This is a genomic window from Bifidobacterium sp. MSTE12 (assembly GCF_000513015.1).
GTDB lineage: Bacteria > Actinomycetota > Actinomycetes > Actinomycetales > Bifidobacteriaceae > Bifidobacterium > Bifidobacterium dentium.
Map to the genome: position 1 here is coordinate 44,850 of NZ_AZYA01000013.1, position 14,998 is coordinate 59,847.

The 14,998-nt window shown below is 55.5% G+C and carries 12 protein-coding genes and 1 tRNA gene; 5 read left to right on the top strand and 8 right to left on the bottom strand.

Annotated features, from left to right (window positions below; all coding sequences use genetic code 11):
* Positions 1 to 7: 7 nt before the first annotated feature.
* A complete protein-coding gene (locus tag HMPREF1494_RS04070; protein WP_034519837.1) occupies positions 8 to 2,656 on the bottom strand; it encodes an RICIN domain-containing protein in 2,649 nt (882 codons plus the stop codon).
* Positions 2,657 to 2,916: 260 nt separating this feature from the next.
* On the opposite strand from HMPREF1494_RS04070, the gene HMPREF1494_RS04075 reads away from it, so the two are divergent.
* A complete protein-coding gene (locus HMPREF1494_RS04075) occupies positions 2,917 to 3,468 on the top strand; it encodes a hypothetical protein (protein ID WP_034519840.1) in 552 nt (183 codons plus the stop codon).
* Between the two features lie 72 nt (positions 3,469 to 3,540).
* On the opposite strand, the gene HMPREF1494_RS04080 is transcribed toward HMPREF1494_RS04075, so the two are convergent.
* A complete protein-coding gene (locus HMPREF1494_RS04080; protein WP_003843245.1) occupies positions 3,541 to 3,885 on the bottom strand; it encodes a hypothetical protein in 345 nt (114 codons plus the stop codon).
* A gap of 183 nt (positions 3,886 to 4,068) precedes the next feature.
* Here HMPREF1494_RS04080 and HMPREF1494_RS04085 point away from each other — a divergent pair, with 183 nt between their 5' ends.
* The gene (locus tag HMPREF1494_RS04085; RefSeq protein ID WP_034519845.1) at positions 4,069 to 5,169 is read left to right on the top strand and encodes a permease; all 1,101 of its coding nucleotides are present in this window, start codon (positions 4,069 to 4,071) and stop codon (positions 5,167 to 5,169) included.
* 1 nt (position 5,170) lies between these two features.
* Positions 5,171 to 5,926, top strand: a complete 756-nt coding sequence (locus tag HMPREF1494_RS04090) for a TIGR03943 family putative permease subunit (RefSeq protein WP_034519848.1) — start codon at positions 5,171 to 5,173, stop codon at positions 5,924 to 5,926.
* A 17-nt stretch (positions 5,927 to 5,943) separates the two neighbouring features.
* Here the strand turns inward: HMPREF1494_RS04090 and HMPREF1494_RS04095 are convergent, their stop codons facing one another.
* From HMPREF1494_RS04095 to HMPREF1494_RS04110, 4 genes are all read right to left on the bottom strand, one after another.
* A complete protein-coding gene (locus tag HMPREF1494_RS04095) occupies positions 5,944 to 6,174 on the bottom strand; it encodes a hypothetical protein (protein ID WP_003838504.1) in 231 nt (76 codons plus the stop codon).
* Between the two features lie 134 nt (positions 6,175 to 6,308).
* Positions 6,309 to 7,529, bottom strand: coding sequence for a multiple monosaccharide ABC transporter permease (gene mmsB, locus HMPREF1494_RS04100; protein WP_034519856.1), 1,221 nt, complete (start codon positions 7,527 to 7,529; stop codon positions 6,309 to 6,311).
* Positions 7,526 to 9,082, bottom strand: a complete 1,557-nt coding sequence (locus tag HMPREF1494_RS04105) for a sugar ABC transporter ATP-binding protein (protein WP_003838500.1) — start codon at positions 9,080 to 9,082, stop codon at positions 7,526 to 7,528. The genes mmsB and HMPREF1494_RS04105 overlap by 4 nt, the downstream gene beginning before the upstream one ends.
* A gap of 80 nt (positions 9,083 to 9,162) precedes the next feature.
* Complete coding sequence (locus HMPREF1494_RS04110; RefSeq protein WP_003843240.1) at positions 9,163 to 10,320, bottom strand: substrate-binding domain-containing protein; 1,158 nt, start codon at positions 10,318 to 10,320, stop codon at positions 9,163 to 9,165.
* A 256-nt stretch (positions 10,321 to 10,576) separates the two neighbouring features.
* On the opposite strand from HMPREF1494_RS04110, the gene HMPREF1494_RS04115 reads away from it, so the two are divergent.
* On the top strand, positions 10,577 to 11,749 hold the full coding sequence (locus HMPREF1494_RS04115) for an ROK family transcriptional regulator (protein WP_003843239.1): 1,173 nt from the start codon (positions 10,577 to 10,579) through the stop codon (positions 11,747 to 11,749).
* Positions 11,750 to 11,772: 23 nt separating this feature from the next.
* Positions 11,773 to 12,618, top strand: coding sequence for an ATP-binding cassette domain-containing protein (locus tag HMPREF1494_RS04120; protein WP_034519864.1), 846 nt, complete (start codon positions 11,773 to 11,775; stop codon positions 12,616 to 12,618).
* Between the two features lie 100 nt (positions 12,619 to 12,718).
* Here HMPREF1494_RS04120 and nagA read toward each other — a convergent pair whose 3' ends face one another.
* Entirely contained in the window at positions 12,719 to 13,990 is a 1,272-nt protein-coding gene (nagA, locus tag HMPREF1494_RS04125; protein WP_034519867.1) for an N-acetylglucosamine-6-phosphate deacetylase, read from the bottom strand.
* Between the two features lie 389 nt (positions 13,991 to 14,379).
* Positions 14,380 to 14,464 (bottom strand) — tRNA-Ser (locus tag HMPREF1494_RS04130).
* Between the last annotated feature and the right edge of the window lie 534 nt (positions 14,465 to 14,998).

Consider the following 14,998-nt stretch of genomic DNA (forward strand, 5'->3'; position numbering starts at 1 on the left):
ACTCCCTTTATCGCACTTGCCAACGTTGCGCATTGGTGCCGTTTGCAGCATAGAGCTGTACATTAGCGCCATTCGCCGCAGAGCCACCGGCCACATCCAGTACCATATTTTCCGAAAGTGCAGATTGAATAACGTAGGATCCGTCGGAATTCTTCAGCACAATCCACTTTTGAGCATACGTACCGTTCGCGGCATACTGTTGCACATTGGTACCGTTGGTCATCAATGCGCCGCTTACGTCCAACACCTTATTGGAATTTACGCTGGTCAGAGTCACATATCCACTGGAATCGTGGGCAATCTTCCACTTTTGGGCCTTGGTGCCATTGCCTGTCCATAGTTGCACGTTACCACCGTTAGCTTGAGAAGCTCCATTAACATCCAGTTTTAGGGAAGTCCTAAGCTTTGACCCAAACGTGTACGTACCATCAGTGATATCGTTTCTATGTTGGCAGGCCTTATCGTCCAGACGTTCGCGCACCGTCCGGCATTTCGTAACCACCCACTGCTGAGCGGCACTCCCGTTCGGCGAATACAGCTGCAATTTCGCGGTCGCATAAGCGTTGGCGCCTGGAACGTCCACTGCTTTATTGGCATTGACCGATACCAACGCAATCTTGCCATTTCCGTAATTACGCACCGTCCATTGTTGGGCAAGAGTGCCATTGTCGCCATACTGTTGCAGTACGGCGCCATCAACATTCGAACCACCGGATACGTCCAGCACCTTACCGGAATTTGCGTTGACGATTCGATAAGCGCCGTTGCCGAGGGTCTGGAAACGATAACATTGTGCATCCGTACCGTTGCTGCCGTAAAGCTGGATTCTTGCACCATTGACGGTAGAACCATTGGTCACATCAAGTACAAGATTCTTGTTGATTCCTGAGCTAACCGTTACTGCCGTATCTGTCGGGATACTGACATCACTCGATGAAACCACGAACATCTGCGCAGCAGAACCGTTTGGTGCATACAGGCGAATCGCAGTACCATTAGCGGTGCCGCCACCGCTCAAATCCAATACCCAATTCCCTAATGCGGACTGCAGGTAGTAGCCGACGCCCGAATCCCGAATGAACCAGCGTTGAGCCTTAGAACCGTTCGCACTATATTGCTGCACAACTGCATTATTACCAGCTGCAGCATTGCGCACATCCAAAGCCTTGCCGGAATTGACATTGACGATTTCATAACTGCCGTCAGACTGCTGAGTAAATTTGAATCGCTGTGCGTTTGAACCGTTGCCGGCATACAGCTGAATCGCCGTGGAATTTGCCGTGCTCGCACCCGGAATATCAACACTGGAACTAATTTTCGAACGCACGTTGATGTAATAGCTCCCATTCGGAATAGAAACCTTACTCAGCTGACGTGTATCAAGAGCCGGTGAGGGCACGGTGTAATCGGAATTATGCGAACCGCCGGACGAATAACTCTTATTACCAAACGCGTTCATATCCACATTGCCATCGATGCCGTCCACATGGCCGATGCTCGTATACTGCCAGCCACGATCATTAGTAGGGAACTTGGTGAAGCCCATCTTTGCGCCGTACTGCGCCACCCAACGGGTCTTGGCATGGATGTTGGCACTGTTCAACGGCCCCTGCAAATAGCTCGTATACGAATAGACGCCCAGATTGGAGTACCCATTCGACTGCATCACGTTGTACCAGCTGTTAACTATGTTGTCGTACGCACTCACACTGGTTGGTGGAGTATGGCCAGTCCAGCCACTCCACTTTTCCAAGTCATAGTAGATCGGGTATGTGAGATCCTTGGCGCTTACACCCACCTGCTTGAGCTTCGCCACAATGTCATTCGCCTCGGCCTTCGCCATGCTGCCGGTATCGGCGTATGAATACCAATAGATGCCGAATGGAATACCCAAACGCTTGCATTCGGAAATGTTACGTTTGGCTTTGGTATCAATTGAATTACCCTCGCCATATCCAAGACGGATAATCGCGCCTTCTACGCCATCGGCTTTCGCCTTAACCCAGTCGATATCGCCCTGCCATGTAGAAACATCGACCACACCCTTCGCCTGCTGCACAAACAGATTGTTTTCGTAATCGAAGAACGCTTTCGTACCGTTACAAGTACCCCAATGCGCACCGTAGCTGTTCGATTCGAACTTAGCGAATTTAATGGAACCGTCCGATGACGACGAAGACTGGCTCTCTCGCCCCTGTCCATCTGCGGATGTTTCGCTTTGCACCTCTTCAACGGCAGCCTTCACCGTCTCCGCAGACACAGGAATGAATGATTCGCCATCCGTCTTTGCAAGCGGATCAGGCTGCCGATCGCCAGCCTCCGCTGCAGCAGCCGCCCCTGGGTCTTCAACCGTTTCACCGGTCTCTATATTTTTCAGCTCACCTTCCGGCGTAATGGCCAGATCCGCCGAGACAACTGTCGCATCGTCGGGAATACTTTCACTTATCGAATCCGGAAGCGGTATCTGTGGATTATCCGGCATGCTGTCCGATGAAGGCTCTTCTTGATCCGCCAAGGTAGCGCCGGCGGCCAATTTCTCGACAGCGCCAATCGAGGTATCCTGTAGTGCATGAGCGGGCACAGCGCTCGCTAAAATCAACGTGATTGCAGTCGCCGCAACAGCCGCACTCGAAACAAGTTCCCTCAGCATCTTCATCGAACGTTCCTTCCAGTCAGATAGTTACTGTGCAGATCCCTACCGACCTTTTCATTGAAACATACTTCATCAACATTTCGGTAGCCATTCACCACCCCGCCCCATTGCCTTGCGAATACGTTGCAATGATGATAGCCCGATTGTTCTGTTGTACAGGCCGAGACGGTAACATGCTTCATATGCTGCGGCGATCGGAGTAGGAAGGTACTTGCGGAGCCTGCGGCACACATCCTAACAGCGTAGTGGCACAGAAGGGTGATATGGCAGCACGGCACAGCAAAAAGCATGGCAGGCACAAAGCTCGGCATGCCGTTCCCAGCTCGAAGCCTGCCATCATCAAATCCATGTTCGTGCCCAAGGACCGCTTCTATACGGCAGTGATGCAAGGCGTACACGACAGCATGGAACGGGAACGCAAACGCACGAGACAAGCCATGCACACGGTTGTGGCCGCCTTGGCGATTATCGTGCTCATCGGCAGCATCTGCTTTGGATGGATGGGAGCGCGCGCATCGCTGCGAACGCACGAGCTGGTCCGAGTATCCACCTGTCAACAAGCCGTCATCGATATGAACAACTCATATTTCAAGGCTTCCCAGCTCAAAACGCAGGTGGATTCCGCTTTCACCAGCATGGATGCCAACTACAATCTTGACCAATTGTCGAATCTGTATGGCGAAAAAGTTGACATTCCAAGCACACTGCAGTGCTCCAACAACCCTTCCAACACCGCCGATACCGCCACAAAAGCCAAGGCTGCCTACGACAAACAGGCAACGGCATTTCAAGATGCGTTGAAGAAAACGCAATAGCAAGGACGATTTCGCCATCCGTGAACTTCCGTCAATCCGATCGAGCCAAGCAATCCGGTCAATCCAATCGGTCTAAGCAACGGGGCGAGGATCACTGGAGACCCTACGCGGAACCGACGCGGCGGAAGACTCGATCACGATGGGTTCGGTGCGACGCAACGAGATATTGGAAGATGACTGTACGGAACGCGCCTCGCGGGAAGAGGTGGCCGCATCAGCCTGCACAGGCGGAAAAGCGCCGGTTACGGGGCGAATCCGACCGGTCGCCGTAGGAATGAAACTGGGTGGAAGCGGCTGCGTGGCGGCGGTGTCTTCAGAAGAATCCTGAGAGACGGTCCGCATGGAAACTCGAGAAGCCATCGCGGCAAGGGAATCGCGCGTATCCGGCTCCTGCTGCAGGCGATCATACTCCGTCATCACGCCTCCCCTCATTGACTCACCTCTCACTGTACCGAGGGTAACGCAGCCATAATGACTTCCACATTACGAATGCGCGATATGCGCAACTCCCTTACTCAACAGCAACTTAAGCGTTCACAGTGAACGAAATCGAATCATCGTCCCTCCGAAAAACGACCTTGGACCGGTAGGATTTCAGATATGGCTGAAAGTTCCCATCCGCCCGCAGACCATTCGGCCCATTATCTTTTTCTCATCGTCGGCGCCCCGCTGGCAGCCTTCCTCATCGCGGCATCACGCGCATTCGAGACGCATGGCCTGACCATTCCGCTGGTTCGCATCACGACCGGCATCGCGGGACTGATGCTGCAAGCCATCCCGTTCATGATGCTGGGGGCGTTGATGTCGGCGGCCGTCACCACATTCGTCAGCGAATCGCTGATCCGCCGCCATATTCCACACTCGACATTCGGCGGCCTCGCAATCGGCCTGCTCACAGGATTATGCCTGCCAGTATGCGACTGCATGGTAGTGCCCACCTTCGCAAGCATCGTACGCAAACGCATGCCATTGCCCTGCGCGGTCACGTTTCTGACCGCCGTACCGGTCACGAATCCCATAGCGATATGGTCCACCTGGTATGCGTTTCCCGACAAACCATGGATGGTGCTCTGGCGAACGGGACTGGGCATGATAATAGCCGTGACGGTCGGCGCATCGTTCGCGCTATGGCCGCCGAAAAGCTCCGCCACCGCCACGGATTACGCGAACCGCACGGATTACGCGGATTATGCGATAAAGAATCGCACCGCATGCACGCGGCATGCAGATGACGCCTGCTGCAGCACCGGCCTCGGCGACGATGCCCGTAAGATGACGGACGACCCGCCGATCATCCGTTTTCTACGCTGCACACACCACGATTTTCTACACATGATGCCGATCCTGCTGTTCAGCGCCATCATCGCCTCCCTGGCGCGCACATATATACGTCCATCGGCAAACGGTCTCGACACATCCACACTGGCAAGCATCCTCGCGATCATCCTGGCGATGGGGCTGGCGTTTCTCTGCTCACTATGCTCATCCTCCGACGCCGTAATCGCCTCGAGCATGGTAGGCGTACTACCGCAATCGGCATTGATCGCATTCCTGACATTCGGCCCGGTGCTGGATCTGAAGAACACGCTGATGCTCATCTCGGCATGCCGGCCACGTTTCGTCATCAGATTCATCGGCACGTTCGCCATTACCTGCTTCACCGCCGTCTGCATCGCGCAGCATTGGATGCCCGGAGCCTGACATGCGCAGCCGGCCATCACTCCCCAATCGAATCGAAGGACTCTGCTTTGCGGCGCTCGCATCGGCCATCGCATACAGCGTGGCCAGCGGCACATACGTTTCGCTGGCCACGCCACGTTCGAAACCGTATCTGATCATCGCCGTCATCGCATTGTCGATTCTGGCTGCCGCCGCATGGCTGGGCCTGTTCCATGCCACCGAACGGTCGGCATTCCGCTGGCTGGTCGCGTTGATCATCCCGGCACTGCTAATCACCATACCGTTCCAGCAGGCGGGCGGCAGCACCGGTTTCGACATCTACGCAGGCGGACGGGCCATCGCCATTCCCCGCAACGTGTACGCGGCGGACGGCGCACGGCATCTGCACGGATTGGATGACACCCGTAGAACCATCACCGTACGCAACGACGAATTCGGCTCATGGTTCGAACACATCGACCACAATCCACAATCCTACGTCGGTTACCGTATCCGCATCACCGGTTTCGTCAGCAAACCGTCCACGCTCGGCACCGACGAATTCCAGATCTCCCGCCAGTTCATGAGCTGCTGCATCTTGGACATGACACCATTCGGATTCACCGCCGTCACCGCAAAAGCCGCCAAACTGCACGAATATGACTGGGTGACCATCGACGCCACGATCGAACAGGGCACGTACGGCACCAGTGGGCATGAACGGCAGGGTCTGATATTGCAGGTCTCCTCATTGCAGCAGGCCGCGAATGCCCCTACCGGCTATTTTTACTGGCAATGAGTCCGGAGAATGGCCCCTCACTCAGACTTATGCTTCGACTCGTTATCTTTGACGTTCCAATCCCTAATCGCATTGAATGCGCAATATCCGGAGACGAACACCAGACATAGGGAGAGAATGATCGTCGCATAGGAGAACAATGTTCCATCCTCGTTTGCTTCGATTACGGACTGAACCAGCCAAATAATGCAGGAAGCACTGGTAATCGCATAGAGACGTGCGCGGCCGGAGGTGGTGAGTTTCATCATGGTTTCCTTTTTCAAGATATGCGTTCTTCCAAAAGCCGACGTTTTTTCAGGACGTTGCAGGACAGGCGAGATATGGGAAAGTCGGATCCGCCTTGCATACGGACGGATCCGACAGATTCTTCGGCACTATGACTTCAGCTCTTCTTGCGCTTCGACATGATGTCGACCGCGACGGCTCCCAGGAGCACCAGACCCTTGATGGTCTTCACGATTGCGGTATCGACACCCATGATGGACAGGCCTTGGTTGATGACGCCCATCACGAAGGCGCCGACAACAGCACCGGGGATGGTGCCGATGCCACCGGTTACCGCAGTACCGCCAATGAAGCAGGCCGCGATGGCGTCCATCTCGAATTCCATACCGGCTTGCGCGGTCGCGGAAGCCAGTCTGGAGAGCATGCACACTGCCGCGACCGCGGATAGGAAGCCCATATGGACGAACAGGGTGAAATCCACACGCTTGGTATTGATGCCGGACAGCTCAGCCGCCTTACGATTGCCACCGACCGCATACACATGACGACCGAACACGGTCTTGGTCAAGATGAAGTTGTAAATCAACACCAGTACGCCGACGATGACGAGCATAACCGGAGTGCCACCCTGGTCCGCATTTCCGGAGGAGGAAAGCAGGTAGGTGACGAAGCCGATGGCAAGAGCCGCGATGACGATCTTGATGATGGTCAGGCTCATCGGTTCGGCCACAAGACCGACCCTCTCCGCACGAGCGCGTTTGCGCAATTGGCTCCACGCGAACGCCGCAATGCACAGGATGCCCAAGACGATGGTCAGACCATCAAACGGCCCCCACCATCCGAGTACGTTCGGCAGGTAATTACGTGCGATGTCACGGAAGGATTCAGAGGTGATCGGCACGGATTCGCCGACGATGACGGTGGCGAGGCCTCGGAAAATCAGCATGCCGGCCAATGTGGTGATGAAGCCCGGAATACCGACATAGGCGACCCAGAAACCCTGCCAGACGCCGACGATGAGTCCCACAGCAAGGGAGATGACGATGGCAAGACCCCAATTGACCCCCTGTCGTTCCATCAGCAACGCACAGACGCCGCCGATGAAAGCCACGAGCGAACCGACCGAAAGATCGATGTGGGTCGCAATGATGACCATTACCATGCCTATGGCCAGAATGATCACATATGCGTTCTGTTGAATCAGCGATACGAAACTGTTCGGTTTAAGCAGGACGCCACCTGTCAGAATCTGGAATACGATGACGATAACGAGCAATGCCCCTACAATGCCGTATTGTCGTGCGTTGTTGGCGATGGTGGCGAGCAGGCCGCCGGTTTTGTTCTTCGTCGCTGCTGGTGTCGCGGTCCTTGCGCTCATCGTGCAGCCACCTCCCTTTCTTTGGTCATGCCCCGCATGAGATACTCCTGTGTGAATCCTTGTTTTCCGACGTTATCGGTCACAACGCCTTGGCTGACCGTGTAAATGCGGTCGCAGATGCCAATCAGCTCGGGCAATTCTGATGAAATGACGATTATCGCCTTGCCGGCATCGGCCAACTGGTCGATGATTTCGTAGATTTCGTATTTCGCACCGACGTCGATGCCTCGCGTGGGCTCGTCGAGAATCAGGATGTCGGGATCTGCGATCACCCATTTCGCGAGCACTACTTTCTGTTGGTTTCCACCTGAGAGAGTGGATACCTGGACGTCGATGTCATGGCATTTGATGTTGAAATCCCTGCGGTACTGGCTGACTTCCTTACGTTCGATGTTGTCATCCATGATGCCGTGTCTGCTCAGCTTCCGCAGCGATGCGAGGGATGCGTTCTCTCGGATGTTCTGCAGAAGGTTGAGTCCGTACACCTTGCGATCCTCAGTGGCATATGCCAGTCCTGCATCAATCGCCGACTGGACGTCGGACAGGTCCGTTCTCTTGCCTTTGATGTAGATCTCACCGGAAATGTTGGAACCGTAGGAGCGGCCGAACACGCTCATGGCAAGTTCAGTACGACCTGCGCCCATGAGTCCGGCCAATCCGACGATTTCGCCGGCATGCACGGAAATATTCGCATGATCGACAATGACGCGGTGTGGATCGAGCGGGTGGTGAACCGTCCAATTCTCCAGCCTCAGATATTCCTCACCTGGAATATTCGAGGTGTGGTCCGGGTAAAGATTGGTGAGTTCACGGCCGACCATCTTGCGGATAAGTTCGTCCTGGTCGAGCGGCGTCTCCTTGGTGACGTACATTTGACCGACGGTCGATCCGTCTCGGATGACAGTCACATTGTCGGCGACTGCCGCGACCTCGTTGAGCTTGTGCGTGATGATGATGCTGGTTACGCCCTGTTCATCACGTAATTGCCGTACCAGATCCAGCAGGTGCGCGGAATCCTCATCATTCAATGCCGCGGTCGGTTCATCGAGAATCAGGAGTTTCACGTTCTTGGATAGCGCCTTGGCAATCTCCACCAGTTGCTGTTTCCCTACGCCGATATCCGCGATCCTGGAGTCGGGATCTTCCGGCAGTCCGACTCGTTCCAGCAGGCGGGCAGCCTGCGCACGGGTCTCGTCCCAGTCGATTACTCCGCCCTTGGCCCGTTCGTTGCCGATGAAGATGTTCTCGGCGATGGACTGGAATGGACTCAATGCGAGTTCCTGATGGATGATCACGATTCCGTCCGCTTCGGAATCATTGACGGTACGGTATTTGCATTCCTTGCCGTCGAACATGATTCTGCCGCCGTAACTGCCGTAGGGATACACTCCGGAGAGAACGTTCATTAGTGTCGATTTCCCGGCACCGTTCTCACCGCAGATGGCATGTATCTCTCCACGTTCGACGGAAAGATTCACATCGGTAAGGGCCTTAACCGGTCCAAACGTCTTGGTGATGCTTTCCATTGTCAGAATGGTGTCTCTTTCAGACATGTCACCACTTCCTCATAATGATTTGGATGGGTGTGCGGCCGCATGCTCGATGGGCCGCACTTCCCTTATTGGCTGGCCGGTCACTTGGTCAGCTCGTCGAAACGCTCTTGGGTGATGTATTCGGCCTTGACCAAATCAGACAGGTTATCCTTGGTGATGCTCTGTGGATCGAGCAGCTTGGACGGCACGTCGATGGTATTGTTGTTGAACTTGCCGTTGATGCCGGAAACATCCTTGCCTTCGGCGATTTCGATGATCATGTCGTATACCGCATCGGCCAGCTTGTTGACGTCCTTGAATACGGTTTCGCCCTGCTTGCCCTTGGAGATGTTCGCCACGGCGATCTCCATGGCATCCTGACCGGTGATATACGGCCAGGAATCCGTGCCGGGCTTCATGTCAGGACGCTTGGATTCGATGGCGTTGATTACGCCTTGGGTGATGCCGTCATAAGGAGAAAGCACCGCATCAAGCTTCTCGCCATGCGCATAGGTGGAATCCAGAATGGACTCCATGTCCTTCTGGGCCTGTTCAGTCTTCCAGGATTGCACGGAAATGGATTGCCAGTCATCGACCTTGAAATCCTTCGTCACACCTTGACCGTGGTTGGAAGGAGAGACCAGCGCCCCGGATGCGAAGTAGGGCTGTAGAAGCTCCCACGCCCCCTTGAAGAAGTATTTCGCGTTGTTGTCGTCTGGGGATCCGGTGAACAGTTCGATATTGAACGGACCTTTGGCGCCATCCTTCAGGCCCAGCTTCTCAATCAAATAGGTGGCCTCGAGCACGCCGACCTGTTCAAGCTGGAAAGTGGCGTAGTAGTCCACGGCTTTGGTGTTCATGATGAGGCGGTCGTAGGCGATGACCTTCGCGCCCGCATCGTGGGCTTTTTCAACCGCCGGGCCAACCGCGGTGCCGTCTTTGGAAGCGACCACGACGAGCTTCGCGTTATTGTTGACCATGTTCTCGATATCCGCGTTCTGCTGAGCCGGCTTGTCATCGGCGAACGACAGGATGACTTTGTACCCGGCCTTTTCGAGCTTGGTTTTCAGGTTGTTGCCGTCCTTGTTCCATCGTTCTTCGGATTTCGTGGGCATCGAGATGCCGATGGTGTCACCCTTGGCGATGGCATCATCCGAGCTGCCCGTCGACTGCCCTCCTCGAGCACCGCCGCACGCGGCCAAGCCAGCGCACATCGCCACACCCGCCAACAGTGCCACGACCTTCTTCGTGAATCTCATAGAGTCTCCTTCGACATTACGGGCGGGCCACTTCGCCCGTCCATATCCGTGGACTTTTCCGCGGATTCCCTAAGCATACATGATTGCGTTCAGTTGTCAAACTCAATATAAAGGTTTCAGAAATCTTGAGTTCGTTTGTTGAATTTAGCTGGTCGGCGCCGAATCACCCGTCAGACAGCCGGAACAGCGTCTTTCGGTTTCCTCGAAAAGCGCCAATTCATTACTACGGACACCGCCATGCGTTAAGCTAGCTTTCATGGCAAGACGAACGAACGGATCGCAAACATCTTTGCGCAGAGCGAACAAAGCGAATTTATTGGAGTCCATTCATAAATTCGGCGCGATGACGCAAATCGAACTTGCCGAAATCACCGGACTATCGACGGGAACCGTCTCCACCCAAGTGCATCAGTTGGTGGAAGAAGGCAAACTGGAAACCCATAACACCATACGCAACGGGCGTAGGGCAACGCTGGTCGCCCTGTCACACGATCAGGGATTGGGAGTCGGCCTGTCCATCACCCGACGTGATCTGTTCCTAGTCATCATCGACTACTCAAAAGACATCATTGCGGAGCACAGACTGCCGCTCCCGCCGAAACACAAAGCCGACACGACGCTGGAGCGAGCGATTCGGCTCATCAACGAAACACTCGAGAACGCAGGAACAGATGCCGGTGAAATCGTAGGCATCGGCGTCGCACTGGGAGCGCCCGTTGATTTTCACGCCCAAACGGCCGCAATACCGGGCATTCTTCCCGGCTGGGACGGCATTGACATCCGCACTCCCCTGACCACGGCGTTCCACGTGCCGGTTATGGTCGACAATGACGCAAACGCAGCCGCCATCTGCGAAGCCAGGATGGGCGCCGCATTGGGCAAGCAGAATTTTGTGTATATCGGCACCAACGATGGCGTCGGATCAGGCATCATGGTCAATGGGGACATCATGCATGGCGTAACCGGACTTGCGGGTGAAATCGGCCACATCCAAGTGGACCCGCTGGGCAGCATATGTTCCTGCGGAAACCGCGGTTGCCTCAACACCATCGTCGACGAGGCACGTCTCGTCTCGTTGCTTAGCGTCACGCACGGCAACATGACCATGGAAGATCTGGTGCAGACAGCCAATGCCGGTGACCCAGGCTGTCGTCGCGTCATTGCGGACGCCGCAGTACGCATCGGAACCGTTGCCAGCGATTTATGCATCTCCGTGGATCCGGAAATGGTCGTCGTCGGAGGCAGTCTCGCCATGTCCGGAGACACATTCATTGAGCCATTTTCCGAAACATTGCAACGACTATTATTCCCAAACGCACTTACCCCAATCCAAGTTCTTGCAGCACAATACCCAGATAGCGGTTCGGCCCTCGGTGCTGCCATAATGGTCATCGAACTTGCTGAAAAGAAGAAGCTGCTTCAAGGCTGAGGCAGAGTCGACAGGGAGAATTGATGAAAGACACCACACCGTTGTTGGAGATTCGGGACGTTTCCATGCGCTTTGAATTCGTCGAAGCCCTCAAATCCGTCAACCTGACAATCGGTCATCAGGAAGTCGTCGCTCTTGTCGGAGACAACGGAGCAGGCAAGTCAACACTGGTGAAAATCATCGCAGGCCTCTATCAGCCATCCACCGGAAGCTTGCGCGTCCGCGGCCAGGAAACGAGAATCAGCGACATCCGCAACGCCAACGCCCTAGGCATAGCATCGGTCTTCCAAGACAATGAGTTTTGCGAGAATCTTAGCGTCGCGGCCAATCTTTTCCTCGGCAAGGAACTTCGTACCAACTATGGAATTCGCGATGAGAACTCCATGCACGTGAGAGCCCGAGCCGTTCTCAACACCCTATCGTCCTCCATTCAAGTCAGTAGACCGATATCCAGTCTTTCCATGGGACAACGACGGACCGTCGCAATCGCAAAGACGCTACTCAATAACCCCGATCTCATTCTGCTTGACGAGCCGACCGATTCACTATCCATCATCCAAACAGCTGAGGTGCTGGAATACATCAAACGACTGCGCGCAGAAGGGCGGTCGGTCGTCATGGTATGCCATGACCTACCGGACGTATTCGCCATTGCAGATCGCATTGCGGTATTACGCCAAGGGCGGATCATTGCAGTCCACAACGCCAGCGAAACCAGCTACGAACAGATTCTTGCGGAGATAGCCGGCATCCCGAACGTAGACGATCATGAAGATACCGATGTCGAAAGGCCACTACCGCATGGCGATTGCAACCCAAGAAGAGGACTGATCAAACGTCGGACCGAGCAAAGTGGACTACCCGCATAAGGCCGAATACCCATCAGCCACAGCACCATAATTCATTGCCGTTAACGTATGAGACGAAGGGGTTGCCGACGGGCAGGCCTCAGATCCACTCCGGTTCCCCTCACCGCACGGCGTGGCCGTCGCACCATACGTGCCGTATGGTCCAGTCTTCCGGATCGAGTAGCAGAACATCCGCCGCATAGCCTGGCGCAAGCAGGCCGAGTGGTCGCCCAGTAACACGGTTCGGCTTGTCGTAACCGAATGCCCTGGCCGGAGTCAATGTGGCCGCTTCGACGGCATCCGGTGCGCTGATGCCCAATCTCAGCACGGCACGCTGCACAGCCTGCTCCAGCACCAGGGTCGAGCCGGCGATGGCACCATTGGACATCAGTCGCGCATGCCCATCGACGACATCCACATCCAACGCTCCGAGTAGATAACGACCGTCCGGACAGCCGGTGGCGGCCATGGCGTCGGTGACGAAGGCAATGCGATGCGGCGCGAAGCCGAACCCGAGTTTCACCATCGAATCGCTCACATGGAAGCCGTCGTTGATCAACTCGATGGTGACCCGCGGATCCTCCACAGCCGCTGGAATGGGACCGGGCCTTCGGTGATGCAATCCATTCATGGCGTTGAACATATGCGTCATGATGCCTGCACCGGCGGCGAAGCCTTGACGCGCAGTCTCATAATCGGCGTCGCAATGGCCGATTGCCGGAACCACGCCGGCATCGGCGAATCGACGGATCGCGCTGATGCCGTGGGGCAGCTCCGGAGCGATGGTGATCTGCCTCAGGCAGCCATCCGCGGCCCGCAGTATGTCATCCACCAAGCCATCGACGGGATCGCACAGGCACTCCGGATTATGGGCACCCTTGCGCGACGCCGCAAGGAACGGTCCTTCGAGATGCACGCCAAGAATGTCGGAGCGCATGTCCGTCTGCCCGCGGATTGTGCGTAGATTGTCACAGATCGTATCAAACGGGTTGGTAATCAGGCTGAGCACCTGCCGCGTGGTGCCGTGCGACAGGTGGCCCGCACGCGCGAGTTCGATTCCTTCCGCACCATCGTCAAACGATGCACCCCATGCGCCATGGGCGTGGATATCCACATACCCTGGAGTCATGATGGCGCCCGAGGCGTCCATGACCGCAGTGTCTGGAATGTTGAGATTACGGCAAGCGGTTTCACAATCATCGTCAGAGGTGCCCACGGCGACGAGCGATTCGCCATCCGACACGACCCAGGCATGATCCCGCACCCCTCGGGCGTCGACTTTCCGCGCATTGCGAATGGCGAACGGTTCGCCGTCTCGAAGAAAGGAACGCGCAATCCGCCGTGCGAAGTCCTGTCTCTGCCTTGGCTGCTCCATGTCTGACACTCCTTGCATTGAGGGAAGGGAACCTCTCATCATGCGCAGGAAAGGGTCCCTGACGGGTGGCCGGTTCAGCCCTGATGTTCCGCCGGCTGGCTCATGGGTATAAGCGTACCGGCAGTGGTCCTTGCGGCGCAGTCGGCTTGCGGCGTCGATGGTAGCGTCGATGGTGACGTGACGCTACTCAAGTCTCTTGCGCTCCTCGACAAGGATTATGGAACAATACATGGCTACGCAGAAGTTTATTATGCAAGTCACCGCTGGTGCCAACTGTATGAATCGCTGGCCACGTCGAAGGCACCGGATGGCAATGCGACGCATGGCCTAGATCGGTTGGAATCGTTGGAAGAGCCGTTTTTCAGTATAAGAAAAGGGCTTTCAGATTGCTCTGAAAGCCCTACCGGCGGAGAATACGAGATTCGAACTCGTGAGGCTGTTACACCAACACGCTTTCCAAGCGTGCGCCATAGACCACTAGGCGAATTCTCCAATTATGCAACGCTCTGCAATGGTCACCTGCAAAACGCAACTTGATTAGGATACAACGCATTGTCTCAACCTCAAAATCGGCGTGTCGCGCCGCGTGGAGGGTGAACAGTCAAGCAGGATAACGCGACTTGCCGGCAACTTCGGCATCGCACCAATCAGGCATGAAGAGGCTCAACGCCGTACAGACATCCTACAGACAGGCCCATAGCCCCGAACATAGGAAATTCAGCGTACATAGGCCCTCAGACGGCCGATAATGCCCAACATGAGGAAGAAGGCGTCCGATGTCGACTTACGCCTGAGATAACTGAACAATGATGTTACGGGGACGACCGTCGGCAGACAACCGATAGCCAGACATTGGATTTGTGGACGCGCCGACGTGGAATTCCTGCTTAGGACTCGGGAAAGCACAATCAGACCGCGTTGTGATAAAAGCCGCAGAAGACCCCGATGACCGACGACAGGAGAACGCGAAAAAGAATCTTCCCGGGGCGGCCAGTCCGTCCAAGGGAATCCCGTCAGGAACGGGAT

Bases quoted from the DNA above. Each gene is read 5' to 3' on its own strand.
- HMPREF1494_RS04090 (WP_034519848.1), top strand. From the start codon at position 5,171: ATGCGCAGCCGGCCATCACTCCCCAATCGAATCGAAGGACTCTGCTTT.
- HMPREF1494_RS04120 (WP_034519864.1), top strand. From the start codon at position 11,773: ATGAAAGACACCACACCGTTGTTGGAGATTCGGGACGTTTCCATGCGC.
- HMPREF1494_RS04105 (WP_003838500.1), bottom strand. From the start codon at position 9,082: ATGTCTGAAAGAGACACCATTCTGACAATGGAAAGCATCACCAAGACG.
- HMPREF1494_RS04110 (WP_003843240.1), bottom strand. From the start codon at position 10,320: ATGAGATTCACGAAGAAGGTCGTGGCACTGTTGGCGGGTGTGGCGATG.
- nagA (WP_034519867.1), bottom strand. From the start codon at position 13,990: ATGCAAGGAGTGTCAGACATGGAGCAGCCAAGGCAGAGACAGGACTTC.
- HMPREF1494_RS04115 (WP_003843239.1), top strand. From the start codon at position 10,577: ATGGCAAGACGAACGAACGGATCGCAAACATCTTTGCGCAGAGCGAAC.
- HMPREF1494_RS04070 (WP_034519837.1), bottom strand. From the start codon at position 2,656: ATGAAGATGCTGAGGGAACTTGTTTCGAGTGCGGCTGTTGCGGCGACT.
- HMPREF1494_RS04075 (WP_034519840.1), top strand. From the start codon at position 2,917: ATGGCAGCACGGCACAGCAAAAAGCATGGCAGGCACAAAGCTCGGCAT.
- HMPREF1494_RS04085 (WP_034519845.1), top strand. From the start codon at position 4,069: ATGGCTGAAAGTTCCCATCCGCCCGCAGACCATTCGGCCCATTATCTT.
- HMPREF1494_RS04080 (WP_003843245.1), bottom strand. From the start codon at position 3,885: ATGACGGAGTATGATCGCCTGCAGCAGGAGCCGGATACGCGCGATTCC.
- mmsB (WP_034519856.1), bottom strand. From the start codon at position 7,529: ATGAGCGCAAGGACCGCGACACCAGCAGCGACGAAGAACAAAACCGGC.
- HMPREF1494_RS04095 (WP_003838504.1), bottom strand. From the start codon at position 6,174: ATGATGAAACTCACCACCTCCGGCCGCGCACGTCTCTATGCGATTACC.